The sequence below is a fragment of the Providencia sp. genome, assembly GCF_003533305.1.
Taxonomy (GTDB): Bacteria; Pseudomonadota; Gammaproteobacteria; order Enterobacterales; family Enterobacteriaceae; genus Providencia.
Genome location: NZ_DOEH01000015.1, coordinates 269,668 through 296,072, shown reverse-complemented (window position 1 = coordinate 296,072; position 26,405 = coordinate 269,668). Strand labels below are relative to the sequence as shown.

22 protein-coding genes and 1 tRNA gene are annotated in these 26,405 nt (G+C 37.2%); 8 read left to right on the top strand and 15 right to left on the bottom strand.

The annotated features are described in order from the left end of the window. Positions 1–25 precede the first annotated feature (25 nt). Together DD649_RS08745 and DD649_RS08740 are read right to left on the bottom strand one after the other, a co-directional pair. Positions 26–745 (bottom strand): TonB family protein, encoded by a 720-nt coding sequence (locus DD649_RS08745; protein WP_294106066.1) that lies wholly within the window; start codon positions 743–745, stop codon positions 26–28. A gap of 123 nt (positions 746–868) precedes the next feature. Next, positions 869–1,042, bottom strand: coding sequence for a YciY family protein (locus DD649_RS08740; RefSeq protein WP_294106063.1), 174 nt, complete (start codon positions 1,040–1,042; stop codon positions 869–871). 311 nt (positions 1,043–1,353) lie between these two features. Here DD649_RS08740 and cls point away from each other — a divergent pair, with 311 nt between their 5' ends. Beyond that, positions 1,354–2,814 (top strand): cardiolipin synthase, encoded by a 1,461-nt coding sequence (gene cls, locus DD649_RS08735; protein ID WP_294106060.1) that lies wholly within the window; start codon positions 1,354–1,356, stop codon positions 2,812–2,814. A 21-nt stretch (positions 2,815–2,835) separates the two neighbouring features. Continuing rightward, a complete protein-coding gene (locus DD649_RS08730) occupies positions 2,836–3,168 on the top strand; it encodes an HI1450 family dsDNA-mimic protein (RefSeq protein WP_294106057.1) in 333 nt (110 codons plus the stop codon). 96 nt (positions 3,169–3,264) lie between these two features. Here DD649_RS08730 and oppF read toward each other — a convergent pair whose 3' ends face one another. From oppF to DD649_RS08695, 7 genes are all read right to left on the bottom strand, one after another. Next, complete coding sequence (gene oppF / locus DD649_RS08725; RefSeq protein WP_294106054.1) at positions 3,265–4,281, bottom strand: murein tripeptide/oligopeptide ABC transporter ATP binding protein OppF; 1,017 nt, start codon at positions 4,279–4,281, stop codon at positions 3,265–3,267. Beyond that, a complete protein-coding gene (locus DD649_RS08720) occupies positions 4,278–5,267 on the bottom strand; it encodes an ABC transporter ATP-binding protein (protein WP_336429991.1) in 990 nt (329 codons plus the stop codon). Before DD649_RS08720 ends, oppF begins: the two co-directional genes overlap by 4 nt. An 11-nt stretch (positions 5,268–5,278) precedes the next feature. Further along, positions 5,279–6,187 carry an oligopeptide ABC transporter permease OppC gene (oppC, locus tag DD649_RS08715; protein WP_294106052.1) on the bottom strand — a complete coding sequence of 303 codons (909 nt, stop codon included), beginning with the start codon at positions 6,185–6,187 and terminating at the stop codon, positions 5,279–5,281. Positions 6,188–6,201: 14 nt separating this feature from the next. Beyond that, entirely contained in the window at positions 6,202–7,122 is a 921-nt protein-coding gene (oppB, locus tag DD649_RS08710; RefSeq protein ID WP_294106050.1) for an oligopeptide ABC transporter permease OppB, read from the bottom strand. Between the two features lie 81 nt (positions 7,123–7,203). After that, entirely contained in the window at positions 7,204–8,844 is a 1,641-nt protein-coding gene (gene oppA / locus DD649_RS08705) for an oligopeptide ABC transporter substrate-binding protein OppA (RefSeq protein ID WP_294106047.1), read from the bottom strand. 92 nt (positions 8,845–8,936) lie between these two features. Beyond that, a complete protein-coding gene (locus DD649_RS08700; RefSeq protein WP_336430120.1) occupies positions 8,937–10,514 on the bottom strand; it encodes an ABC transporter substrate-binding protein in 1,578 nt (525 codons plus the stop codon). A 590-nt stretch (positions 10,515–11,104) separates the two neighbouring features. Continuing rightward, a complete protein-coding gene (locus tag DD649_RS08695) occupies positions 11,105–11,749 on the bottom strand; it encodes a YchE family NAAT transporter (RefSeq protein ID WP_294106043.1) in 645 nt (214 codons plus the stop codon). Between the two features lie 530 nt (positions 11,750–12,279). Here DD649_RS08695 and adhE point away from each other — a divergent pair. Further along, the gene (adhE, locus tag DD649_RS08690; RefSeq protein ID WP_294106040.1) at positions 12,280–14,943 is read left to right on the top strand and encodes a bifunctional acetaldehyde-CoA/alcohol dehydrogenase; all 2,664 of its coding nucleotides are present in this window, start codon (positions 12,280–12,282) and stop codon (positions 14,941–14,943) included. A gap of 206 nt (positions 14,944–15,149) precedes the next feature. Here adhE and DD649_RS08685 read toward each other — a convergent pair whose 3' ends face one another. After that, positions 15,150–15,779, bottom strand: coding sequence for a thymidine kinase (locus DD649_RS08685; RefSeq protein ID WP_294106037.1), 630 nt, complete (start codon positions 15,777–15,779; stop codon positions 15,150–15,152). Positions 15,780–16,312: 533 nt separating this feature from the next. Between DD649_RS08685 and hns the strand changes: the two genes are divergently transcribed. Continuing rightward, entirely contained in the window at positions 16,313–16,723 is a 411-nt protein-coding gene (gene hns, locus DD649_RS08680) for a histone-like nucleoid-structuring protein H-NS (protein WP_294106034.1), read from the top strand. Between the two features lie 422 nt (positions 16,724–17,145). Here hns and galU read toward each other — a convergent pair whose 3' ends face one another. Beyond that, entirely contained in the window at positions 17,146–18,075 is a 930-nt protein-coding gene (gene galU, locus DD649_RS08675; RefSeq protein WP_294106029.1) for a UTP--glucose-1-phosphate uridylyltransferase GalU, read from the bottom strand. A gap of 167 nt (positions 18,076–18,242) precedes the next feature. After that, entirely contained in the window at positions 18,243–19,253 is a 1,011-nt protein-coding gene (gene rssB / locus DD649_RS08670) for a two-component system response regulator RssB (protein WP_294106193.1), read from the bottom strand. 131 nt (positions 19,254–19,384) lie between these two features. On the opposite strand from rssB, the gene DD649_RS08665 reads away from it, so the two are divergent. The 3 genes from DD649_RS08665 to DD649_RS08655 all read left to right on the top strand — a co-directional run bounded on the left by DD649_RS08665 (position 19,385) and on the right by DD649_RS08655 (position 21,208). Continuing rightward, the gene (locus tag DD649_RS08665; RefSeq protein WP_294106026.1) at positions 19,385–19,861 is read left to right on the top strand and encodes a YchJ family protein; all 477 of its coding nucleotides are present in this window, start codon (positions 19,385–19,387) and stop codon (positions 19,859–19,861) included. Between the two features lie 108 nt (positions 19,862–19,969). Next, a complete protein-coding gene (gene purU / locus DD649_RS08660) occupies positions 19,970–20,818 on the top strand; it encodes a formyltetrahydrofolate deformylase (protein ID WP_294106024.1) in 849 nt (282 codons plus the stop codon). Between the two features lie 305 nt (positions 20,819–21,123). Next, positions 21,124–21,208, top strand: a tRNA-Tyr gene (locus DD649_RS08655). Between the two features lies 1 nt (position 21,209). Here DD649_RS08655 and DD649_RS08650 read toward each other — a convergent pair. Continuing rightward, a complete protein-coding gene (locus tag DD649_RS08650) occupies positions 21,210–22,085 on the bottom strand; it encodes a LysR family transcriptional regulator (RefSeq protein WP_294106192.1) in 876 nt (291 codons plus the stop codon). 453 nt (positions 22,086–22,538) lie between these two features. On the opposite strand from DD649_RS08650, the gene xthA reads away from it, so the two are divergent. Further along, entirely contained in the window at positions 22,539–23,351 is an 813-nt protein-coding gene (gene xthA, locus DD649_RS08645; RefSeq protein ID WP_294106021.1) for an exodeoxyribonuclease III, read from the top strand. Between the two features lie 64 nt (positions 23,352–23,415). On the opposite strand, the gene DD649_RS08640 is transcribed toward xthA, so the two are convergent. Together DD649_RS08640 and selD are read right to left on the bottom strand one after the other, a co-directional pair. Continuing rightward, positions 23,416–25,350 (bottom strand): DNA topoisomerase III, encoded by a 1,935-nt coding sequence (locus DD649_RS08640; RefSeq protein ID WP_294106019.1) that lies wholly within the window; start codon positions 25,348–25,350, stop codon positions 23,416–23,418. 3 nt (positions 25,351–25,353) lie between these two features. After that, positions 25,354–26,397 carry a selenide, water dikinase SelD gene (gene selD / locus DD649_RS08635; RefSeq protein ID WP_294106016.1) on the bottom strand — a complete coding sequence of 348 codons (1,044 nt, stop codon included), beginning with the start codon at positions 26,395–26,397 and terminating at the stop codon, positions 25,354–25,356. Between the last annotated feature and the right edge of the window lie 8 nt (positions 26,398–26,405).

Below are 26,405 nucleotides of genomic sequence, written 5' to 3'. Positions count from 1 at the left end.
TAACTTTATAATATGACTTCTATTCTTATACTTGGCTAACCGTACCATCAAGTTTGAAATAAATTTCTGTCACATAACCTTTAGCCGGTTGTTTTTCATATGCCCAACGATTCATCGCACGTTTAACTTCTCGCTCAAATAATCCTTTTGGTGAAACTTCCACAAACTCAATATTCGTCACACGCCCATCTTCATCAATATCATAACGGACTTTAACATAACCTTCTTTACCCAGTCGTCGTGCGCGATCTGGATATGGAGGAGCCTGCTTACGTAACGCTTTAGGCCCACTCTTACTCGTTGATTGGTTGTTTGCCGGGCCATTATTTTTGGCAGTCGCATTCGATTTTTCTGCCTTCGATTGTGAATTAGACTCTGTGTTTGAATTATTTGTTGCCAGCTGCTTTTCAACAGGCTTAGCCTCTTCTTTAATTTTTTTCTTTTCTTCTACTTTAGGTTTTGGTTTCTTTTTAACTTCAGGTTTTTTTTGCGGTAAAGCAATAGCTGGCTCAACAACGGGTTCAGGTTCCACGATAGGTTCTGGTTCTGGCTCAGGTTCCACCGGCGTTTCTACCTGCGGTACAGGCTGAGTTGCGGGAGCCTCCTCTTCAAATGCTATCATTGCAATGCTCATAGGTTCTGGATTTTTAACCAAATTTGGTTGATTGAAAATCCAAGCCATCGCGAGGCCTGCATGTATAGATAACGAGATAACAATAATGAAAACCCAACGGATCCAGCGCATATGCAATTTCTACCCTACACCTGTACTTAATGAATATGACTGATAGTTTAAATGCAAATAGCAATCATATTCAATAAGCTTTATCACTCAAAGTGAAAAATGTGAATAAAAGCCTTAATAACCCTACTCACACCATTGAGCAAATAACAGAGAATGACGACGTTTATAAATGTCAATTTTACGCATTGAGTAGATGTGCATATTACGCCTAGAATGCCCTTCCAACCAGCGGCGACGGCGTCTAAGAGCCTGTCTTAACATTCTCCAGCGAGCAACTTCATGCCTACTACGTCTCATTTATTGTGTCCTTTTCAGATGAATAATTAATTTTCAAAAAATATTATATTCTTTTGCTCAAAGGAGCCAAGTAGAACTTTTTTAGCCCCTAAATATCCATTTAAATAATTACAACCATAAATAATAAACAAGCTAAATTATAATTTCATTATAGATTTATGCATTTAACAAAGCTTTTGTAACCAATTTTTGCTAAATTCTATTAAGTTTAGTTTTGATCATGATTTTATATGGTGAAATTTAGCTAAACTCTCGTTTTTTGACACTATTTCTTCCATTTTTCACCCTGTCAGTGAGGCATGCAATCAATTATGGCAACAGTCTATACTTTCGTTAGCTGGCTATTTTTTTTCCTTTATTGGCTAATTATTGCAGCTGTTACGGTTCGAATTCTAGTAAAACGAAGACCCGTGACTTCAGCGATGACGTGGTTATTAATTATCTATATCCTGCCATTGGTCGGTATCATTGCGTATGTTGCTTTTGGTGAGTTACATTTAGGCAAGCGCCGTGTCGATAAAGCACATCACATGTGGCCATCAGTCGCAACATGGCTAGAAAATTTACGTCATTCAAAACATATATTCACGTCAGAGAATAGTCCTGTCGCCGAGCCTCTGTTTCAACTCTGTGAAAAACGCCAAGGCATTGCTGGTGTAAAAGGCAACCGAATACAACTCTTAACAACTTGTGAAGACTCTCTCAAAGCGATTGTTAATGATATCAACAATGCGCAACACTCCATTGAAATGGTATTTTATATCTGGCAGCCTGGTGGTCTTGTTGACGGCGTTACAGACGCCCTTCTTAACGCGGCTAAGCGCGGTGTCAAATGTCGTATTATGGTTGACTCTGCGGGTAGCTGGCATTTTTTCCGTAGTGATTATCCAGATAAAATGCGCGCAGCAGGTATTGAGTTCATTGAATCGCTTAAAGTTAATTTAATGCGTTTTTTCTTACGCCGTATGGATTTACGTCAACATCGTAAGATAGTCATTATCGATAATTATATTTCATACACCGGTAGTATGAATATGGTCGACCCACGCTATTTTAAGCAAGATTCAGGGGTGGGTGAGTGGATTGATATACTGGTTCGAATGGAAGGCCCTGTAAGCACCACCTTGGGTATTGTCTATGCTTTTGACTGGGAGATGGAAACAGGCCAACGTATACTGCCACCGCCGCCTGATGCCAATATGATGCCATTTGAACAAGCCAATGGACATACAACGCAAACTATTGCCTCAGGGCCAGGTTTCCCTGATGAGCTTATTCAACAATCTTTAATGACAGCCATGTTTTCTGCACGTAAGCAGTTAATTATGACGACCCCCTACTTCGTACCGAGTGATGACCTGTTACATGCCATTTGCACTGCTGCAATGCGTGGTGTTGACGTCAGTATTATTATGCCTCGTCAAAATGACTCATTTTTAGTACGTTGGGCAAGTCGCTCGTTTTACACCGAATTACTTGAATCTGGCGTTAAGATTTATCAGTTCGAAGATGGCTTACTACATACAAAAAGCGTCCTTGTCGATGGTGAACTCAGTTTAGTCGGCTCAGTTAACCTAGACATGCGCAGCTTATGGTTAAACTTTGAGATAACTGTTGTCATCGACGATAAGAGTTTTGGTAGCGATCTCACGCTTGTCCAGTATGACTACATGGCTCGCTCAACTCGCTTAGAAATAGATGAATGGGAACAACGCCCATTTTGGAATCGTGTCGTTGAACGCTTATGTTATTTCTTTAGCCCATTGTTATAATTATAATTTTTAGGAACGACCATGACAGCAACGCATAATACAAATTTAATTGATGAAGATGAAATCATTGAAATCGCATATGACCTTTTCCTCGAAGGGGCAATGGATAATCTAGAACCTGCGGATCAATTAATTTTTGCTTTACAGTTTGAAGAGTGTGGTGCGGCAGAAATAGTGCCCATAACTAATCACTGGCAAATGATTTTAACAAATGAACTTGAGTTAAAAACGCTGAGTGAAGTCGTGATCGGATTGGCGAAAACAGCCGAAGATGAGCTAGATGATATTTTTGCACGAATTCTCATTAGCCGTGATCCTAAAAAACCATTCCATCATATTTTATGGAAAAACTAGTTTTTATCTAAATACTTTCAAATAGTTATTGTCATGCAATAAAAAGGGCCGATTGGCCCTTTTTATTTTTTTAACGCTAATTTTAAACCACTATGATTAAAGTGGATCAATTTTTAAGCATGATACTGCATGTTTAAAACTACCTTCCAATAATGGTCTTGTTTTACTACATTCCTCATCCGCCAGCGGGCAGCGCGTTCTAAATACACAACCAGATGGTGGGTTAATCGGTGATGGGAGTTCCCCATCGAGTAATTCAATCACTTTATTTTTTTCTTTGTCAGGATCGGGGACAGGAACAGCAGACATCAGCGCTCGAGTATAAGGATGTAATGGATGATTATACACCTCGTCATAAGTACCTAATTCGACGGCATGACCTAAATACATCACTAATACGCGATCTGATATATGTTTCACTACCGCTAAATCATGGGCGATAAAAATCAGTGAAAGCTTCATTTCGCGCTGTAGTTCCTGCAACAAATTGACGACTTGTGCTTGAATGGAAACGTCGAGTGCTGATACTGGCTCATCACAAATAACCAATTTAGGTTCAAGAATCAACGCACGGGCAATCCCAATTCTCTGGCATTGCCCGCCAGAAAACTCATGCGGATAACGGTTAATCAGATTAGGTAATAAGCCGACCTTCAACATCATCGCTTTTACTTTTTCAAGAATCTGAGTATGTGACATTTCTGGATGATAAGTTTTGAGAGGTTCGGCAATAATATCGCCAATGGTCATACGTGGATTCAGTGATGCCAATGGGTCTTGAAAAATCATTTGGATATCACTACGCACATTACGCCATTCTTTATTGCTCATTCCAAGTAAATCTTTGCCTAACCAACTCACCGTACCATCGGTCGCTTTAACTAAGCCAATGAGGGCTCGTGCAAAAGTTGATTTACCGCACCCTGACTCACCGACAACACCTAAAGTTTCACCTTCATAAAGACGCAAAGTAACGCCATCAACTGCTTTAAGACTTTTATCTGGCTGCCAAAACCATTGTTTTTTATCTCGAATCGAAAAGTGAACTTTAAGATCGTTAACTTCCAATAAGACTTGCCTGTCTTGTTCTTGATTAGTAGATTGCTGTGTCATGCTAATTCCTCCACAGGCTGAAAGCAGGCACGTAGGCGATTTTGTGAGAATCCTGTTAGCAGAGGTTCATTTTCAACACATTGAGCGCTAGCAAACTGGCAACGAGGAGAAAATGGACACCCTTTAGGCAATCTTAATAGATTCGGTGGATTGCCTGGAATAGTTGCCAGACTTTCGTCATCACCATCAAGACGCGGTACCGCAGCAAGCAAACCTAAAGAATAAGGGTGTGATGGCGCATAAAAAATATCGCGCGCAGTACCATACTCCATGGTACGCCCTGCGTACATAACCAATACTTTGTCACATACACCTGCCACAACGCCTAAGTCATGTGTTATCAAAATAATAGCTGTATCAAATTCACTTTTTAGCTCATTTAAGAGCGTCATAATTTGTGCTTGCACAGTAACATCTAATGCGGTTGTGGGTTCATCTGCAATCAATAGCTTAGGTTGACATAATAATGCCATTGCAATCATAACTCGTTGACGCATTCCACCTGAAAATTCATGGGGATACATATGCATACGTTTACGCGCTTCTGGCATTTTCACTGCATCAAGCATACGAATAGATTCTTCAAATGCCTCATGACGACTCATTCCTTTATGAAGCATTAAAACTTCAGAAAGTTGGATACCTATTTTTAGATAAGGATTTAATGATGTCATTGGATCTTGAAATATCATCGATATTTCTTCAGCTCGCATTTTATTAAGTTCTTTTTCCTTTAAATTAAGGATCTCTCGCCCATTAAAAATAGCAGAACCCCCAATGTGGCCATTTTTGGCGAGTAATCCCATTAATGCAAATGCCGTTTGTGATTTACCTGAGCCCGATTCCCCAACAATTCCAAGGGTCTCTCCTGCACTTAATTCAAAATTAAGTTTATTAACCGCTGTCACATCACCATCTTGTGTAGAAAATGTCACATTGAGATCTTTTACAGTTAAAAGAGGGCTTTTAGATGTCATTATTGTCATATATATCCCCTTTAACGATCTTTCGGGTCGAGGGCATCACGTAAGCCATCGCCGATAAAATTGAAACAAAATAATGTAATCACTAAGAATCCCGCAGGTATAAGCAGTAACCAAGGTGTGACTTCCATTGAATTAGCACCATCGCTGAGCAATGCTCCCCAACTACTTAACGGCTCTTGAGTTCCTAAACCTAAAAAGCTTAAGAATGATTCAAATAAAATCATACTTGGCACTAATAATGATGCATACACCACAACCACCCCGAGCACATTAGGGACGATATGACGTAAAATAATATGTCGAGTACTTACACCACTCACTAATGCAGCTTCGATAAATTCTTTACGTTTAAGACTTAATGTTTGCCCACGCACAATACGTGCCATATCAAGCCAAGACACCATACCGATGGCAACAAATATCAGTAAAATATTGGTACCAAATAAAGTGACTAATAAAATGACAAAAAACATAAAAGGAAATGAATTTAGAATTTCAAGAATACGCATCATCAATGAGTCAATTTTGCCGCCGACATAACCCGCCAATGAGCCATATAAAGTACCGACTATAACAGCCACGAGTGCGGCTGCGACACCAACCATCAATGAAATTCTTCCACCAATAGCGACTCGAACAAGTAAATCACGTCCAGATGCATCGGTCCCGAAATAATGTCCTGTTGCTGCATCTGGCGGCATAGACATCATTTCCCAATCCGTATCATCATAAAGAAATGGCGATAACATCGGGGCAAAAATAACAAACAACGTAATTAAAAATAAAATGCATAAACTAAAAATGGCGGCACGATTATGAATAAAACGCCGACGGGCATCCTGCCAAAGACTACGCCCTTCAATATCAAGCTGCTCTGTAAATTGCTCCAGAGCTTCACTATTTTTTTTATTTAATAACATAGTGGGTCTCCGGTCTAATAACGAATTTTAGGGTCAATAACGGCATATAACACATCAACGATGGCATTAAAGGCAATCGTTAATATACCCACTAATATTGTCAAACTCAGTACCAATGAATAATCTCGGTTTAACGCGCCATTAACAAATAATTGCCCAATCCCCGGTAAACCAAATATAGTTTCAACAACCATTGAACCAGTAATAATGCCAACAAATGCAGGCCCCATATATGACAATACCGGGAGTAATGCAGGCTTTAATGCGTGACGTAAAATAATGGTTCTTAACGGTAAACCTTTGGCGCGGGCAGTGCGAATGAAATTAGAATGCATAATTTCAATCATAGAACCACGAGTGATACGAGAAATACTCGCAATATATGCTAACGAAAGTGCAACCATCGGTAAAATCATATGTGTGGCGTTACCACCATCCCAACCTCCACCTGGTAGCCATTTTAAGTGAATGGCAAAAATAAGTACCAACAGTGGAGCCACAACGAAGCTTGGGATGACAACCCCCGTCATGGCAAAGCCCATGACTGTAAAATCCCACTTAGTATTTTGATTAAGTGCAGCAATCACCCCCGCAGTTACACCAAAAAAAACCGCAACAATAAAAGCAGTCGCGCCTAATTTGGCTGATACCGGAAATGCCTTAGCCACTAATTCATTAACACTGTAATCTTTATATTTAAACGAGGGACCAAAGTCGCCTTTAGAAAGCTGAACAAGATAATTAAAATATTGCTTATACATCGGATCATTAAGATGATATTTGGCTTCAATATTTGCCATCACTTCCGGCGGCAATTTTCTCTCCCCCGTAAAAGGACTTCCAGGTGCAAGTCGCATCATAAAAAATGAAATGGTGATAAGAATCAAAAGTGTCGGAATTGCTTCAAGTAAACGACGCAAAATAAATTTAAACATTGCCCTTTCCTACTTCTATTGCCTATTAGGCTGTAATGGTCAAATGAAGTCTGGCCCATCATTAGAGCCAGACTAATATGACTAGTGCTTGATAATATAGAGATCTTTAGTATGTAGGTTATCTAATGGGTCTTTACCACTATAGCCACCCACATAAGGTTTAACTAAACGAGTATTTACATAATAGTAAAGAGGGACAATTCCGGAGTCTTTATCAAGCAATTTCTCAGCTTGCTTATATAATTCGGCACGTTCTTCATCAGTCTTAACTTGTAATGTTTTTTTCATTACAGCGTCAAAGTCAGTATTTTTATAGTGAACGGTATTATTACTGCTATAGGAAAGTAACATATTTAAGAAAGAAGAAGGTTCGTTATAATCTGCACACCAACCTGCTCGGGAAATATCATAAGTTCCTTGATGACGACTATCTAAGAATGTTTTCCATTCCTGATTTTCAAGTTTTACTTCTGCGCCGATATTTTTCTTCCACATTGACGCAGCGGCAATAGCAATTCGTTTATGTAAGTCAGACGTGTTATATAACAAATTAAACTTCAGTGGATTCGATTTATTATACCCAGCCTCTTCCAGTAATTGCTTCGCTTTTTCATTACGTTGTTCCTGAGTCATATTAGTATACCACTCCGGTTTTTCTGCATTCATCCCATAAATAAAGGGAGGAGTAAATCCATATGCAGGAATATCACCTTGCGCCTTCACTTTATAAGTGATCACATCTCTATCCATTGAAAGCTTCAGCGCCTCTCTCACTTTCGGATTATTAAACGGCGGTTTTTCATTATTAATTTCATAGTAATAAGTACACAAATATGGACTTACACGTAATTCATTCGGCATATTTTCTTTTAAGCTTTTGAATTGTTCTATTGGCAAATTGCTATAAGTCATATCAATTTCACCACTACGATAGCGGTTAACATCTGTAACTTCAGAAGAGATCGGCAGGAAAGTAACCTGATCTATCACCGTATTCGCATTATCCCAATAAGTTGGGCTACGCTCTAAAACAATACGTTCATTAACGGTCCAATCTTTTAATTTATACGCACCATTTCCGACAAAATTTTGTGGTTGGGTCCATTTGGCACCGTATTTTTCAATCGTTTTTTTATTAACGGGTGACATGGATGAGTGAATTAACAATTTAGGAATATAAGGCACTGCCTCACTTAACGTAATAACCAAAGTATGGTCATCAAGCGCTTTAACGCCTAATTCTGATGGTTTTTTCTTACCGGTAATAACATCATCGACATTGAGAAAATGGGCGTACTGTAAATAGCTTGCATATGGTGATGCGGTATCTGGATCAGCTAAACGTTGCCAACTGTATACAAAATCCTGCGCAGTAACAGGGTCACCGTTTGACCATTTTGCATCTTCACGAATTTTAAATGTCCACTCAGTAAAATCTTTATTTTCCCAACTCGTTGCTGAGCCAGGTAAGATTTCACCATTTGGGCCAACAATTGTAATACCTTCTAGCAGATCTCTTGCTAATGCCGATTCAGGAACACCTTCAATTTTATGAGGATCAAGTGATTGAGGTTCTGAGCCATTATTGCGTACTAAAAGTTGTTTTTCTGCCAATTCGACACCAGCAGGGATTGTTGCTGCAAAACTACTTGCAACACTACCCGCCATGAGTCCAGCAGTAACACTTAATGCAACAAGAGTTTTATTGATTAATTTACTCATCGTATCAGCTACTCCCTTACTATTATTATGATTGTGTTGTTGATGTATTTACTTACTTAAGTTTGTAAGCACTTTTTGTAATTATTTAAATGTTATTTATCATCTTCTCTTATATATAACCGCTTAATATCCATATAATCAAGAGGGTCTTCACCTTTAAATCCACCAACTGTCGGATTTATCATTCGAGCACTAACGCGGTAATAAACAGGGACAATCGCAGAATCGGCATCTAATAGCGCTTCAGCTTGTTGATAAATTTGATTACGTTCGAGTGGGGTTGGCACTATTAAGGCTTTTTCGAGTAGTGCATCAAAGCCTTTATTCTTATAAAACGCCGTATTATTACTATTTTGCGATAACATCATATTCAAAAAAGAGGTAGGTTCATTATAATCCGCACACCAAGTTGCTCGAGCAACATCATAATTTCCTTCATGCCGACTTTGTAATGATGTTTTCCACTCCTGGTTTTGTAATATAACTTGTGCTCCAATATTTTTTTTCCACATAGAAGCTGCAACAATAGCTTGCTGTTTATTTTGATCGGACGTGTTATATAAAAGAGAGAACTTAAGCGGATTTTTTTCATTATATCCGGCTTCGGCTAGCAATAGCTTGGCTTTTTGATATCGTTGTTCTGGGCTTAATTTAACCCAACTAGGTAATGCGAAATCACCATTATTAATAAAAGTAGGTGTAAAACCGTAAGCAACAGTTTGTCCTTGCGCAATAATTTTATTTGTAATGGTTTCTCTGTCTAAGCCTAATTTAATTGCTTCCCTCACCCTTGAGTCATTAAATGGTGCTTTTTGATTGTTAATCTCATAATAGAAAGTACACAAGTATGGGCGTACATATAATTCATTTGGTCTTTCTACCTGCATTTTTTGAAATAGTGCGGGAGGAATGGCCGAGTTTGTAATATCAATTTCACCACTACGGTAACGATTAATATCACTAACTTCAGAGGAGATTGATAAAAAGGTAGCTTGGTTAATTCGACTATTTTTATTATTCCAATATTGCGGATTGCGTTTAACAACAATACGTTCATTAACAATCCATTGATCTAATAAATAAGCGCCATTTCCGACAAAATTTTGAGGTTGGGTCCACTTGTCACCATACTGTTCAATGATTTTCATGTTAACGGGTTTCATCGCAGTATGTCCTAACATGTCCACAAAATATGGAACAGGACGACTTAATGTAACTTCTAAATGATGATTATCTAACGCTTTAACACCGAGAGATTCAACTGGCATATCTCCTTTTAATATTTCAGCAGCATTTTCAATATAGGCATTTTGTAAATAACTTGAATAAGGAGAACCTGTCTTTGGATCAGCTAAACGTCGCCAACTGTAAACAAAATCTTCAGCGATAACCTGAGTCCCATCACTCCAGCGTGCATCTTCTCTTAATGTAAAAATCCAACGCGTATATTTATCATTCTCCCAATTTTTAGCGACTCCAGGTGTTAACTTTCCGTCGATATCCGTATAAACCAATCCTTCTAATAAGTTCAAAATGATATTACTTTCAGGAACACCTTCAACCTTATGCGGGTCAAGGGATACGACTTCAGAGCCATTATTAATAGTAATTATTTGCGGTGATACATTTTTAGTAAGTTCATTTGCCTTAGCCTCTAACGCTAAAAACAAAAAAGGAAGTATGCTCAAATATGTTATCGATTTTGTCACTACATCCCCCTGAAGTTGTTAATAGTATCTTATCTATTAGATAGATAACTGATAAAACGAGTCTTTAAACTAAAAATATCGCTAGTAATATCTACCTTTCAACAATTAATTTATTAACATTAACTTAACATTTAATGAAATCTTAAGTTATTCTTAAATTTCCCTCAACCATTAATTTTATAAATATAATTAAATTACAATAGGTTAGATAGACTCTTTATATAATTTCTTAATAATCATTAAAGTGAATATAAACATATCATTAACAAACACCAATTAGAATAGTGAATAATTTTACTTAGCTCACAATTCCACATTTTTTATGCCTGATTTGGCAAAAAATGCGGCATATAATGACAAAAAATATTTATTACCGAAATCACCTTTAAGTGCCTATTAAATAAGCAGTTAAAATATCCTCTTACAATATCAATAATAATAAGAGTGGCTCACTTTAATGGTAATACTTTGATTTTTTAAAAGTAAATGAGATTAGAGGTTGGATAGCCGCCTAGGTTTAGCCGGCTATTTTGAATAGAAGAATATAAAAATTAGAGTAAACCAGGAAATATCGCTTTCACACCAGTGACAATGAATTCAATACCTAATGACATAAGCAGTAAACCCATAATACGAGTCACAACGTTAATACCTGTTTGCCCAAGATAACGAACAAGTAAAGATGCTGAACGAAACAATAACCAACAACAAAAAGCAAAAAATATACTCGTAATCGCTAAACCGATAAAATTCTGCCATCCATTCCATCGAGAAGACCAGACAATACAAGAACTGATTGCACCAGGTCCTGCCATAAGTGGTAATGCCAAAGGTACCACTCCGATACTGTCGCGAACGGCGGTTTCTGTTTTTTCTTGTTTATTTTGTTTATCTTCACCTATTTTTCCGCTGATCATCGACATCGCGATCGTTACAATGAGTATTCCACCCGCAATACGAAACGAATCTATCGAAATACCAAAGAGTGCAAGTATTGAGTCACCCACTAATAAAGAAATACAAAGAATAATCGCTACTGAAGAATTAGCGACCGTATTTGTTTTATTCCTTCCCGCAATACCTTGATAGTTAGTCATACTAATAAACACCGGTAGAATTCCTACTGGGTTTACTAACGCAAATAGACCAATAAAAAACTTAATATAGCCCGATAAATCCAGTAATGTTGCGCTCACCCATTCATATCCTTACAAGATTCTCATTCGAGAGATTTCACCTATTGCTAATCTTATCATTGATACAATTAAATTCCTTGAACAAACCATGATTTCCTTTAATTTGATTATGTTACTTTTTATCTTCCTTTTAATGGTGACTTATTTTTGTAACTTAAAAATTGTAAAAAGTTTTGAAATTCACCTTCTATCCGACCATAAAGGTAAATTTATTAATAAATATTCATCATCAATTTAACTTAAGCCGAAATATTCATGCTGAAAGGTGTCAGCTTGCATTTTTTGTGATTAAGATCACTTTATTTAATTACTAATTTGCTAACCTGTTACCAACTGATAGAGACACTACCTTGCAGATAACAGATCATTTCATTCAATTTTAAACAGATTTTTAAGCCAATTAGCAGTAACGAGCTGAAATATTAATAAAACTATCTATACTTTTCTTTCCGGCTAGTCTTATTACTACAGTATTTATAGATGCATTGCTCATTGGCTTAAAAATTTAACATTTATCAGGAGTAATCTATATGTCCGTAACTAACGTTACCGAACTCAATGAACTCGTTGCTCGTGTCAAAAAAGCTCAACGTGAATTCGCAGGCTTTTCTCAAGAAAAAGTGGATAGAATTTTTCGCGCTGCTGCACTTGCTGCCGCAGATGCGCGTATCCCATTAGCGAAGCTCGCAGTCGAAGAATCAGGAATGGGTATTGTTGAAGATAAAGTGATTAAAAACCACTTCGCTTCAGAGTATATCTATAACGCATACAAAGATGAGAAAACCTGTGGCGTGCTCTCTGAAGATCCAACATTTGGCACTATTACTATTGCTGAACCTATTGGAATCATCTGTGGTATTGTCCCAACAACAAACCCAACCTCTACTGCTATCTTTAAATCACTGATTAGCTTAAAAACGCGTAATGCCATTATTTTCTCACCACATCCACGTGCTAAAAATGCAACTAATCGTGCAGCTGAAATCGTCTTAAAAGCAGCAATTGAAGCTGGGGCACCAAAAGATATTATTGGTTGGATAGATGCACCGACGGTTGAACTTTCAAATGCATTAATGCACCACACTGACATTAACCTGATCTTAGCGACAGGTGGTCCTGGAATGGTTAAAGCGGCTTACAGCTCAGGAAAACCTGCAATTGGTGTTGGTGCAGGTAATACACCAGTCGTTATCGATGAAACAGCCGATATTAAGCGCGCAGTTGCCTCTATTTTAATGTCTAAAACATTTGATAATGGCGTTATTTGTGCCTCAGAGCAATCTGTCGTTGTTGTTGATGAAATTTATAACCAAGTCCGTGAACGTTTTTCTAAACATGGCGGCTACCTACTCCAAGGTAAAGAACTTAAGGCCATTCAAGATATCATCTTAAAAAATGGCAACTTAAATGCAGCTATCGTTGGTCAGCCTGCCTATAAAATTGCAGAAATGGCTGGTATCACCGTTCCAGTGACCACTAAAATCCTAATTGGTGAAGTTAAAGTCATTGATGATTCAGAACCTTTCGCTCACGAAAAATTATCGCCTCTTTTAGCTATGTATCGCGGTAAGAATTTTGAAGATGCTGTTGAAAAAGCTGAACAATTGGTAGAAATGGGCGGTATAGGCCACACTTCATGCCTTTATACAGATCAAGACAATCAACATGCTCGCGTTAATTATTTTGGCGACAAAATGAAAACCGCTCGTATCTTAATCAATACCCCTGCATCCCAAGGTGGTATTGGTGATCTGTACAACTTTAAATTAGCACCATCTCTAACGCTAGGTTGCGGTTCTTGGGGGGGTAACTCCATCTCAGAAAACGTTGGACCAAAACACCTAATTAACACAAAAACTGTGGCGAAAAGAGCTGAAAACATGTTATGGCATAAACTTCCTAACTCAATTTACTTCCGCCGTGGTTGTTTACCTATTGCTCTTGAAGAAATTGCGACTGACGGTGCAAAACGCGTACTCATCGTAACGGATAGCTACTTGTTTAATAATGGCTATGTGGATGAAGTCGTTAACGTTCTGAAAAAACATCATATCGAAACAGATGTGTTTTTCGAAGTTGAAGCTGACCCTACTTTGTCTGTTGTCCGTAAAGGTGCAGCGCAGATGAATGCATTCCAACCCGATGTGATTATTGCATTAGGTGGTGGTTCACCAATGGATGCAGCGAAAATTATGTGGGTAATGTACGAGCATCCAGAAACTCATTTTGAAGAATTGGCATTACGCTTTATGGATATCCGTAAACGTATTCACCGTTTCCCTAAAATGGGTGTAAAAGCAAAACTAGTTGCAATCACAACGACATCAGGTACAGGTTCTGAAGTGACACCATTTGCCGTAGTGACAGATGACAAAACAGGCCAAAAATATCCACTTGCTGATTACGCATTAACACCAAACATGGCCATTGTGGATGCTAATTTAGTCATGGATATGCCTAAGTCATTGACCGCTTTCGGTGGTCTTGATGCCGTCACTCACGCACTAGAAGCTTATGTTTCTGTTTTAGCAAGTGAATTTACTGATGGGCAAGCGCTTCAAGCTTTAAGTTTATTAAAAGAATACTTGCCAGCAAGTTATCATGAAGGTGCTAAGAACCCTGTAGCAAGAGAGCGCGTACATAATGCAGCAACCCTTGCTGGTATTGCATTTGCTAACGCATTCTTAGGCGTATGCCACTCAATGGCTCATAAACTTGGTTCTGAATTCCATATTCCACATGGTTTGGCAAACGCATTGTTGATTTGTAATGTAATTCGTTTCAATGCAAATGAAAACCCAACAAAACAAACTGCATTTAGCCAATACGACCGTCCTCACGCTCATCGTCAATATGCTGAAATTGCCGATCATCTGGGATTAAGTAAATCAGGTGACCGTACTGCGGCTAAAATACAAAGACTATTAGCATGGTTAGACGAAATTAAAGCAGATTTAGGTATTCCTAAATCTATACGTGAAGCTGGTGTTACTGAAGCTGATTTCTTAGCGAAAATAGACAAGCTATCGGAAGATGCATTCGATGACCAATGTACAGGTGCAAACCCACGCTACCCGTTAATCTCGGAAATTAAACAGATCTTATTAGACTCATTCTATGGCCGTGAATTTTCAGAAGAAATTGTAGCCCCTGCTGAAGCACCAAAAGCAGAAAAGAAAAGCACTAAAAAATAGTTAATAGTTAATAAAAAAAGGCACTGCATATTATTTGCAGTGCCTTTTCTTTTGAGTAGTTTTAAACATTTATCATATTTAGATATACAACAAATAGTCTATTCTGTTTAGCTTCTATATTAATGCAGTGTTTATCACTTAAATACACTTAAAGAGAGAAGTAAGCATCAATTCATCTATTAAGCTAGTTTAGGCTTGCCCTGCTCTTAACTAAAATGAATTGGCTTTTTAGGTATTACTCCACTATTCATTAATTTGGCCTGCTCAATGGCTTCTGAGTAGTGTTTGCGACATACCGATATATACTTTTCATTTCCGCCTATATCGACCTGTGCGCCTTCATACATAGCAATACCATCACTACCAATTCTTAATACTTTATTTGCTTTACGCCCACAATAACAAACCGTTTTAAGCTCAACTAATTTATCGGCCCAAGCTAACAAATATTGACTACCCTCAAATAATAATCCTGAAAAATCTGTCCGTAATCCATAACATAAAACAGGAATATCCGTATTATCGACTATATGACATAATTCTTCTACTTGTTTTTTTGTGAGAAATTGACATTCATCAATAAGCACACAATGTACTTTTTGAATACTATTTTCATTATTGATAACATCAGCCATATTGGTTATCGGTGTATATAACAATGCTTCAGCTGATAGTCCTATACGTGATGATACTTTCCCTTTATCAAATCGATTGTCTATCTCAGCAGTAAAAATAACCGTACGCATCCCGCGTTCGTTATAGTTATACGATGATTGTAGTAATGAAGTCGATTTTCCAGCGTTCATCGCTGAATAATAAAAATATAGCTGAGCCATCAAGCTGTTTCCTTAAGAATAATATGCCTAATAATTTTATCATAAAAAGCACTATTAAATTAACAACAAGGATAACAGAGTGCCCTACTTATTGAAAATTTAACTATTTTTATGTAAACATAACATCTCTTTTTTAAAAATGTGTATCTTATAGGCAATAAAATCAATTTGATATTAACTATAAGCGGTTTAAATTAAGGCACATATAGCTAAGTAAGCTCATCATAAAAAGAAAATTTAAGTTAATTCTTCTTACTTTATTCACTAAATTCATAATGTATCGTTATGATTTTTACAGAACTAAGAGAAATATGTTCTTAGATACTTTCGTCTAATTACCTTTTTTTCAATAGTTCTGTTATTGATAATAGTTGTATATATAAACCAACGGAAACTTTATATTTCTTTTGTAAAAAAATTGCATTCTTTAAAGATAACTTTTAAACTACTAAAGTAAATTAGCTATTGCAGAATTTAAAATAGCATTCTATTATTAGCATACACATACCAACAAATAATTTGAGACCAGGAAAATGAGCGAATCTTTAAAAGCGTTAAATAACATCCGTACTCTTCGTGCTCAAGCTCGCGAAGTAACTTTAGAATCTTTAGAAGAAATGCTAGAGAAATTAACTGTCGTTGTTGAAGAACGTCGTGATGAAGAAAGCCAAGTTCGCGCTGAATTAGAAGAGCGTAACCGTAAATTAGAAAAAGTACGTGAAATGATCCTAGAGCAAGGCGTAGATTTAAATGACCTTCTGCAAACTATGGATTCAACTAAAACTACAAGTACCAGAGCTAAACGTGCTGCACGTCCAGCTAAATACAAATATATCGATGAAAATGGCGAAAGCAAAACTTGGACAGGCCAAGGCCGTACTCCAGCTGTAATCAAAGTTGCCATTGAAGAACAAGGTAAATCTTTAGATGATTTCTTAATCTAATTAGCCTAAAAATCTATTCTAAACACCCTTTTTATAAAGGGTGTTTTTGTTTAAATCCTAATATAACAATTTATATTAGCCCTTCTTAAAATTACTCATTCATACTTATAAATCTAGAATAACTCTATATTAATCATCATATTTAGGTTTTCACTGACTCCATTGAGTTACTCTAAAAAACAGGCTTATAAAATAAGTCACTCGATTAAAGTAAAGATATGTAATTTCAATCACACTTAAAAATATATTTTTAGATAACGAGTTTATGAATTTAGTCCGATTTTTCAAAAAAAAATAACCCACCTATGCTAAATAAACAATGTTAATTGCCTCATAAAAATGAGTTCATTTACTTATTCTAGATGTACAAAAAAAGGCCTTCACTTTCGTGTTGGCCTTTAATAATATAAAGAGTAGATATATTATTTCAATGTAGCGGATGTATTCAATTTATCTGCTAATTCTTTCACCCACTGAGTAAAATCTTTTCCTAGCGTATCATGTTGTATGCCATATTCGACAAATGCTTTCATGTAACCTAATTTATTACCACAGTCATGACTCTTACCACATAAGTGGTATGCTTCAACAGGCTCATTGTTTGCCATCATTAATGTAATAGCATCCGTTAATTGTATTTCATCACCAGCGCCAGGTGTTGTTTTAGATAAAGCGTCCCAAATCTTTTCAGATAAAACATAACGGCCAACAATAGATAAATTAGAGGGTGCTTCATCTTTACGAGGTTTTTCCACCATACGGACGATTGGCTTACTATCTCCAGGCTGCAATATTTCACCATTACAGTCAACAATACCATAATTAGAAACCTCGTCCTCAGGTACAGGCTCAACGAGTATTTGGCTAGCACCAGACTCTTCATAATGATCTAACATTTCTCTAAGATTGAATTTAGTTAGGTCAGTACTATAACGGTCTAAAATAACATCAGGTAAAATAACAACGAATGGCTCATCACCCACTAATGGCTTAGCACATAAAATAGCGTGACCTAATCCTTTAGCAATACCTTGGCGAGTTTGCATAATTGTCACATGCCTTGGGCAAATAGATTGCACTTCATCAAGTAGTTGACGTTTAACACGAGCCTCTAAAATCGCTTCAAGTTCAAAACTAGTATCAAAATGATTTTCAATCGAGTTTTTTGATGAATGTGTCACTAATACTATTTCATTGATGCCTGCTGCAATACACTCATTAACAACATATTGAATAAGTGGTTTGTCAACAATTGGCAACATTTCCTTTGGAATAGCCTTAGTTGCAGGAAGCATGCGAGTACCTAATCCAGCAACAGGGATTACCGCCTTACGCACTTTACGTTTTATCATTTATCGAAGCTCCAGAAATTTCCTAAGCACCTGCGCCTAATATTTCAGAAATATATAGCTGTGCATTTTCAGTGCGCGGAAGTATATCAGGAATCAACTTTGAATAAATAGCGATGAGTCTGATTAGCTGTTTTTAATGATATTTGAATAATAATGTTAAGCTTGGTTTAAGTTTGTGGGCTAAACATCAGTTTAATTTTTTGACTATTATTACGAATTAAACATTGCCACTCAGACCCCTTAATGTCGAGCTGATTTGATTGATAAAAAGTCAAAGTTCCTAAAGGAATACTTCGTGCTAAGTTAAAATTCCCTTTTTCTGTTGTCACTTCAGCTTCAAGGCCTGCACTAGCCAATATGATAGACTTGTTCTTCGTATTAAAGTAACCCAATAAAAGTGGAAATTGCCCATTAAATCCAGAGTCTTCAAGTAAATAATTTATTTGATTAATTATCTTATCAATTTTTGGCAATTTTTTATCTGGATGGCTCACAGCACTCTTTAATAAGTCATTAAACACCACGCGGATCAAAAACGCAGCCATAACCCCCTCATGAGGGGATCGTTCCGTATCTATACAATAAAAGCCGATTTGACTATCTGACAACGCAGCTAAATCGAGTAATAAACCAAATCGATTCGCTTCATTCAATTGTCGATAATTAATCCTATAATTATTTATAATCTGGCTCACTGGTGGCTGTAACTGCCTTAATACTGGCATTATATCGTACTCATCATTTTCTAATAAGCTCGATATATTTTGCAATTCCCCCTCAGCCAAAAACGCGGTATTGTATTGTTCAGGATACAATGCGCGATGGATAGTTTTCTTAACCTCATCTAGATTTTTTATTGGTTTAAGCAATGCATCTTTCGCTCCCAGACGAAACATTCTATCCAGTTGAGTGAAATCCGTGGTTGCAGAAATAACAATAACCGGGATATTTATTTCCCTATTCACGAGCTCTATCATGAACGCCTCGCCATTCATGATAGGCATATTTAAGTCACATAAAATAATATCAGGGGCGATATTATGGGCAGTCAGTAGCTCTATGGCCATTTCACCATTGTCGGCAGTATAAACCTGCGTGCCTATATTTTTAAGGTAATCCCCTAAAATGCTTCGAAAAACTTTTTCATCTTCAATTATGAGTATTTTTTTATTTATCATCATTCACCCACCTACAACTACTCAAACCTGGTTTAATTAACAATGCTATTATTCATCCAACAAAATCATTATCTACCCATTTTTAAAGTATAGTGATTTTTGCACCGTATACTTATTTTTATCGAGAAAAAATGAATCTATTACTTAAAAATATTTGCCCTTGTGGGAATCAACAAGAGTTTAGCCACTGTTGTGAACCTTTCTTGCTCGGTAATGCGATACCTGAGACACCTGAGCAATTAATGCGCTCAAGATATAGCGCTTATGTTTGCAAAAATGCAGACTACCTCATTAACACTTGGCATCCTGATTCTAAGGCTCAAAATTTTCGCAAAGAGATAATTAAGAGCTTTGAATCGACCCAATGGTTAGGCCTTCATGTTATTAGTTCTTCTTATGCTAAAAATTCAGATGAGGCATATGTCGAATTTTCGGCTTGCTTTATTGATGAAAAAGCTGATGATAAACAACTTATTCATGAACGTTCCCGTTTTCTTCGCACTAATACGCGTTGGTATTACATAGATGGCACTACACCGAAAGTAAGCCGCAATGATCCGTGTCCTTGCGGTTCAGGTAAAAAATTTAAAAAGTGCTGCGATAGTTAGTGATATGTTTTATCAAAATTCGTTAAGTGCACAGTTTGCCATTGGTCTACTATTTTTGTTTACCCATTAAATAGTTAGACTTTTGCTAGTTAAGGATTAGACAGCTTCATGCAACACAAAAATGTACAAAAAAAAATTCTCAGGACGATTTGCCCTGACGCGAAAGGACTTATCGCCAAAATTACCAATATTTGCTATAAGCACCAACTTAATATCGTTCAGAATAATGAATTTGTCGATCATCTGACCGGCCGCTTTTTCATGAGAACTGAACTTGAGGGGATCTTTAATGATGAAACCCTTCTAGCAGATCTTGACGATGCTCTACCTAAGGGTTCAATACGTGAATTGAATTCATCTGGGCGTCGCCGCATTGTCGTTATGGTGACGAAAGAAGCGCACTGTCTTGGCGATTTACTGATGAAAAGTGCTTACGATGGCTTAGACGTAGAAATTGCAGCGGTTATCGGCAACCATGAAACGTTAAAAAATTTAGTCGAGCAATTTGGTATTCCTTTCCATCATATTAGCCATGAAGGCTTAACGCGTGAACAGCACGACGAAAAAATGACGGCTCAAATTGATCAATATCAGCCTGATTATGTTGTATTAGCAAAATATATGCGCGTATTAACTCCTGAGTTTGTACAACATTATCCAAATCAAATTATCAATATTCACCATTCATTCTTACCTGCCTTTATTGGTGCTCGCCCATACCATCAAGCCTATGAGCGCGGTGTGAAAATTATTGGTGCAACGGCACATTTTGTAAATGATAGCCTTGACGAAGGCCCAATCATCACTCAAAACGTGATTAACATTGATCATACGTTTTCTGCCGATGATATGATGCGTGCAGGGCGTGATGTTGAGAAAAACGTACTCAGCCATGCCCTATCTTGGGTATTGTCTCAGCGTGTATTTGTTTATGGCAACCGGACCATTATTTTATAAATTTGTTCTTTTATAAGTTCGTTGTTTTTAAAGCCATGCTTTTATAAAGTCACATGACAATTAATAGCATGGCTTTTATCTGTCATGAGGATCTCAACAAGTCACTTTATAGAAAGTGATATTTAAATATAATCGTTTTTCATAAAACACTCATCTATAACCGTAACTGTGTTAATTTGTTGTTTTTACAAACATAAAGAATAAAAAAACAGCATTTAGATCTTTTTTTATAATTAATACTTTACAGGGGCGCGTCATTTGATATGATGCCGCCCGCTGAGAACGATTACAGCAATTCAAAATCTGGTGGGATACCCAAGCGGCCAAAGGGAGCAGACTGTAAATCTGCCGTCATCGACTTCGAAGGTTCGAATCCTTCTCCCACCACCATCTAAGATTGTTTTTTACCTAAACTGTCAACAACTCCCATAAAACGATTTAAAACACTTGAATGTGCCTTAGATTTATAGATATAGCAGTTACTTAGCTCTAACATGCGATTCAATGATAAGTAAATTAAAGATTTATCATTTAGCTCATCTTCAGGGTAATGATCAATAATCCCAATAAAATCACCATCCTGTATAAAACTCTGACAACACCCAATATTATCCATTTGCCTAATACTTGATTTACTATCTGTCGTTTCGACTTTTGCAAGTAAATCTGCCATCAAGGCGCTTTTATAAAAAGCAGGGTCACATAACCATGTACTTTTTTGTAGTAATTCAGTCACGTTAGAATTAAATTTTTCATACAGTTCTTTTCTACAATATATTCCTAGTGGTGAGTTTTCTATTTTCCGCTGTAAAGAAAAACGTTCGCTAATAACGAGCTCTGAGCTTAAAATTAGGGTGTTACCATCATAATCAATAATTTCATCCACCTCATCATAATTAAACCTTAGAATGTTAACTTGAACATTATTTTGATGAGCTGCCTGATAAAGATTAATTAAATGATTTTCCTTACCCCAGTCATAATAAATATTAGCTTCATTGACAACATATCCAGAAAAATGTTTTTTTGTTATTTCTTTTTCTTGTAAGTATAAATCCCTAAGATCGTTATAAAGCTCCTGGCCATCCTTAGTTAATGTCATTCCAAATTTTTCTCGTTTAAAAAGTCGCTTACCTAGGCTAGTTTCAAAATCTTTTATTGATTTAGCGATAGGTGGCGTCGTGCGGTTCATCACCCTTGCCGCCTTGCTTAGCGAGCCATTTTCGACAACTGCCATAAACGCCTCTAATTTTCTTGAAAAGAACATATCTATGACCCCACTATTTATTAAAATATTAACTAACATGATTATTTTTAAAACAATCATTTGTAAGTCAGTCCATAATCTTAAACATCTAATTAAAAATTAAATTTAAATTTTCATTAAATGAATAACAATATTTCTTAAAAGTATTTTTATATTTTCCAACATAGCAAAGCAATATATAATATTGTTTCATTTGATTATTTTTTATGACTCCACTATTAAATCACATTAAAATACAAATAACCAATTGACTTTAAATGAAAAAAATAATTATTAATCATAATATTAATAATTATTTTTTAATTAAGAATAAACATTTTATATTTAATCAAATTTAAATTTGTCTAATAAATTATAAATTACTCTATAAAAATATATTTGATAGTTACACTATTCTTATCCTCTGGTAGAATCAGCTAAAGTGATAACTAAAAAATAATAGGTACAATGATCATGAAATTCATCTCCTTTAACATTAATGGCCTAAGAGCTCGCCCCCACCAACTTGCTGCTATCATTGAAAAACATCAACCTGAAGTGATAGGCCTACAAGAGATTAAAGTCCATGATGATATGTTTCCTCATGAAGAAGTCGGTAAACTTGGCTACCATGTTTACCATCACGGACAAAAAGGCCATTATGGAGTCGCATTACTATTAAAAAATGAACCTATTGCCGTAAGGAAAGGCTTTCCTACCGATGATGAAGATGCTCAGCGTCGTATCATCATGGCAGATATCGAAACAAACCAAGGCTTATTGACAATTGTTAACGGTTACTTCCCTCAAGGTGAAAGTCGCGACCACCCGACTAAATTTCCAGCAAAAGAAAAATTCTATCGCGACTTACAAGACTACATTACCACTACACAAACTGAAGACTCTCAACTTCTTATTATGGGTGATTTGAATATTAGCCATACCGACCTAGATATTGGTATTGGTGAAGTCAATCGTAAACGCTGGTTAAAAACAGGGAAATGTTCATTTCTGCCAGAAGAGCGTGAATGGCTTGATAGACTCATGAATTGGGGATTAGTCGATACTTATCGCGCTAAAAACCCTAATGTATCAGATTGTTATTCATGGTTTGATTACCGCTCTAAAGGTTTTGACGATAACCGTGGCTTACGAATAGATTTACTTCTAGCGTCTAAAAAGCTTGCCGAACAGTGCACTGAAACCGGTATTGATTATGAAATTCGAGGAATGGAAAAACCGTCTGATCATGCACCAGTTTGGGCTGAGTTTAATTTAACAAAATAAGTTCATGCTTGTAGAAATACAAAAAAGGAGCCATTGGCTCCTTTTTAAATTTAATTATTCAATTTTAATCACTTTTCTTTTTACTTTTTTTATCACTTTTGACTTTAGTGACTTTTTTAGTGCCTTTGCTTGCTGCAACCGGTGGTAACTCTCTAAAAGCACGCAAATTTGTATATTGACGGGCCTGATGTATCAGTTGAATCAGTGTTTGGCTTAGTGGTTGCATAAAATCATCGTAACGGGTTTGTTTCTCACTAATTTGAGTTAGTCGAGATTCCCACTGAGCAGTCATATCTGGCAATGTCGCCATATCGGGTAGCACATGAATTAACGCTCTACCAGCAGGAGAAGAGTGAATATTTCGACCTTTTTTAAACAAAAACTGTCTTTTGAATAGTAAATCAATAATACCCGCTCGAGTCGCTTCCGTTCCCAAACCATCCGTTTCACGCAATACTTTTTTTAATGCTTTGTCTTGAACAAATCGAGCAATACCAGTCATAGCCGACAGCAATGTTGCATCAGTAAAAGGTCTAGGTGGCTGAGTTTGTCTCTCAATCACTTCCCCCTTCTCACACAATAGCTCATCACCTTTACTCACAACAGGTAATGGCATTCCATCATTTTCTGCATCGCGCTCTTTACCACCAAGTACGACTCGCCAACCCGCCTCTGCAAGAAACCGTGCTTTAGCATTAAATTTACCGTTTTCGATTTCTAAATCGATTGTGCATTTTCGATAAACGGCATCAGACATAAATTGAATAATATATTGACGAGCGACTAACTGATAAATATTAGCTTCATGTTCTGTTAGCTTCGTAGCAGATGTTTTAGCCGTAGGAATAATCGCATGGTGGGCATCGACCTTTTTGTCGTCCCAACAACGATTTTTTTTGTCTAATTCAGGTAATTCAAACTCAGTAAGCTCAGGTTGATGCACTGCAATGGCATTAAGCACAGAATGACGCCCAGCAAAATGCTCATCGGGTAAGTATCGACTATCAGAACGCGGATAGGTAATAAGCTTATGGGTTTCATATAGGCGCTGACAAATATCGAGGACTTCCTGAGCGCTTAAGCCAAATTTTTTAGCCGCTTCAATCTGCAACGCAGAAAGAGAAAATGGTAACGGCGCGATTTCAGATTCACGTTTATCTTGATATTGCGTGACAATCGCAGGTTTACCTTCAATGCGTGCAATAACATGCTCAGCTAATGGACGATGAAATAAGCGACCTTCTTCATCTTGATAGTCGAGACAAGATTCACTTGGCTGCCATGTTGCCACAAAGCGTTCATCCAATGGTGTCACTATATGCGCTTTAACTTCAAAATAATCTTTGGAAATAAAATTTTCTATTTCTTCGTCACGTCGAACGACCAGCCCCAAAATCGGAGTTTGGACACGCCCAACTGAAAGAACACCTTGATAGCCACCTCGTTGGCCTAATAATGTATAGGCTCGAGTCATATTAATACCGTAAAGCCAATCAGCACGCGCTCTAGCTAATGCTGATACACACAAAGGGATAAAGTCACGGTTTTCTCTTAATCGCTCTATTGCTCTTTCTACGGCCTGTGGATTAAGGTCATTAATCAGACAACGTTTAACTGTCTTTCTTTTTTCATCGGGTAGCTTTAAAAAATCGAGAACTTCATCTACCAGCAACTGTCCTTCTCTATCAGGGTCTCCTGCGTGGATAATGACAGTTGCTTGCTTTAATAGCACTTCAATTGTTTTCAGTTGTTTGGTTACTGAGGGCCGCGGTTTTAATAGCCATTTATCCGGGATAATTGGCAAATCTTGTAAATTCCAACGGGCGTAGCGCGGCTCATAAGCGTCCGGCTCAGCTTGCTCTAATAGATGGCCAATACACCATGTCACTGTTTGACCATCACCACATTGAATAAAACCATCGCCCCGTTTATGAGGTTTTGGTAATACATCCGCAATTGCCCTAGCAAGGCTGGGCTTTTCCGCAATAAACAAACGCATGAATTAATCTATCACTTCAATTAAAGGTCCATTGTCCCTATGGGGTAATAATTTACCGATAGACTGTAACAAAACACCCTGCTGCTGTGCAATGTCTTTAATTTTAGCTATTTCTGTAGGTTTCACTGCAATCAGTAATCCACCTGAAGTTTGTGGGTCACAAAGTAATTTACGCTGTAAATCGGTCATTGGTGCAATAAGATGACCATAACTATCAAAATTACGTTGAGTTCCGCCTGGCACACAACCCGCTTCAATATATTTTTCTACATCCGCAAGTTTAGGTACTTTACTAAATGAAATTTGTGCACGAACACCAGAGCCTTCACAAATTTCACTTAAATGACCTAATAGTCCAAATCCCGTCACGTCAGTCATCGCAGTAACACCATCAAGCGGGGCAATCACTGCACCTAATTTATTTAATTGGCACATTGTTTCAGATGCAAGGTTTTGATGTTCAGGTGATAAAACGCCTTTTTTCTCAGCGGTGGTCAGAATACCAATCCCGAGTGGTTTGGTTAAAAATAGCTCGCAATCGGCTGTAGCCGCACTATTTTTCTTCACATAAGCAGTATTCACCACGCCAGTCACAGCTAAACCAAAAATAGGTTCTGGTGCATCAATCGAATGTCCACCCGCCAATGAGATCCCTGCATCAGCACAAGCTGCGCGACCACCCTCAATCACTTCACGGGCAACTTCCGGTGGTAACTTCGCAATTGGCCAACCTAAAATGGCAATCGCCATAATCGGTTTACCACCCATTGCAAAAATATCACTAATTGCATTTGTTGCCGCAATACGACCAAATTCAAAAGGTGAATCAACAATCGGCATAAAAAAGTCAGTCGTACTGATGATACCAATCCCATTACCTAAATCATAAACTGCAGCATCATCTTTTGTTTCATTGCCCACTAACAAATGTGGATCATGAAATTTGGCTTGCTCTGTATGTAGAATTTGTTCAAGCACTTTTGGCGCAATTTTACATCCACAACCAGCACCATGGCTGTATTGCGTTAATCTAATTTTTTCAGTCATTTTAATCT

Bases quoted from the DNA above. Each gene is read 5' to 3' on its own strand.
- DD649_RS08740 (WP_294106063.1), bottom strand. From the start codon at position 1,042: ATGAGACGTAGTAGGCATGAAGTTGCTCGCTGGAGAATGTTAAGACAG.
- DD649_RS08730 (WP_294106057.1), top strand. From the start codon at position 2,836: ATGACAGCAACGCATAATACAAATTTAATTGATGAAGATGAAATCATT.
- oppC (WP_294106052.1), bottom strand. From the start codon at position 6,187: ATGTTATTAAATAAAAAAAATAGTGAAGCTCTGGAGCAATTTACAGAG.
- DD649_RS08665 (WP_294106026.1), top strand. From the start codon at position 19,385: ATGAATCTATTACTTAAAAATATTTGCCCTTGTGGGAATCAACAAGAG.
- selD (WP_294106016.1), bottom strand. From the start codon at position 26,397: ATGACTGAAAAAATTAGATTAACGCAATACAGCCATGGTGCTGGTTGT.
- oppA (WP_294106047.1), bottom strand. From the start codon at position 8,844: ATGAGTAAATTAATCAATAAAACTCTTGTTGCATTAAGTGTTACTGCT.
- DD649_RS08650 (WP_294106192.1), bottom strand. From the start codon at position 22,085: ATGTTCTTTTCAAGAAAATTAGAGGCGTTTATGGCAGTTGTCGAAAAT.
- oppB (WP_294106050.1), bottom strand. From the start codon at position 7,122: ATGTTTAAATTTATTTTGCGTCGTTTACTTGAAGCAATTCCGACACTT.
- DD649_RS08640 (WP_294106019.1), bottom strand. From the start codon at position 25,350: ATGCGTTTGTTTATTGCGGAAAAGCCCAGCCTTGCTAGGGCAATTGCG.
- purU (WP_294106024.1), top strand. From the start codon at position 19,970: ATGCAACACAAAAATGTACAAAAAAAAATTCTCAGGACGATTTGCCCT.
- DD649_RS08685 (WP_294106037.1), bottom strand. From the start codon at position 15,779: ATGGCTCAGCTATATTTTTATTATTCAGCGATGAACGCTGGAAAATCG.
- adhE (WP_294106040.1), top strand. From the start codon at position 12,280: ATGTCCGTAACTAACGTTACCGAACTCAATGAACTCGTTGCTCGTGTC.
- rssB (WP_294106193.1), bottom strand. From the start codon at position 19,253: ATGATAAATAAAAAAATACTCATAATTGAAGATGAAAAAGTTTTTCGA.
- xthA (WP_294106021.1), top strand. From the start codon at position 22,539: ATGAAATTCATCTCCTTTAACATTAATGGCCTAAGAGCTCGCCCCCAC.
- DD649_RS08720 (WP_336429991.1), bottom strand. From the start codon at position 5,267: ATGACAATAATGACATCTAAAAGCCCTCTTTTAACTGTAAAAGATCTC.
- hns (WP_294106034.1), top strand. From the start codon at position 16,313: ATGAGCGAATCTTTAAAAGCGTTAAATAACATCCGTACTCTTCGTGCT.
- cls (WP_294106060.1), top strand. From the start codon at position 1,354: ATGGCAACAGTCTATACTTTCGTTAGCTGGCTATTTTTTTTCCTTTAT.
- oppF (WP_294106054.1), bottom strand. From the start codon at position 4,281: ATGACACAGCAATCTACTAATCAAGAACAAGACAGGCAAGTCTTATTG.
- galU (WP_294106029.1), bottom strand. From the start codon at position 18,075: ATGATAAAACGTAAAGTGCGTAAGGCGGTAATCCCTGTTGCTGGATTA.
- DD649_RS08745 (WP_294106066.1), bottom strand. From the start codon at position 745: ATGCGCTGGATCCGTTGGGTTTTCATTATTGTTATCTCGTTATCTATA.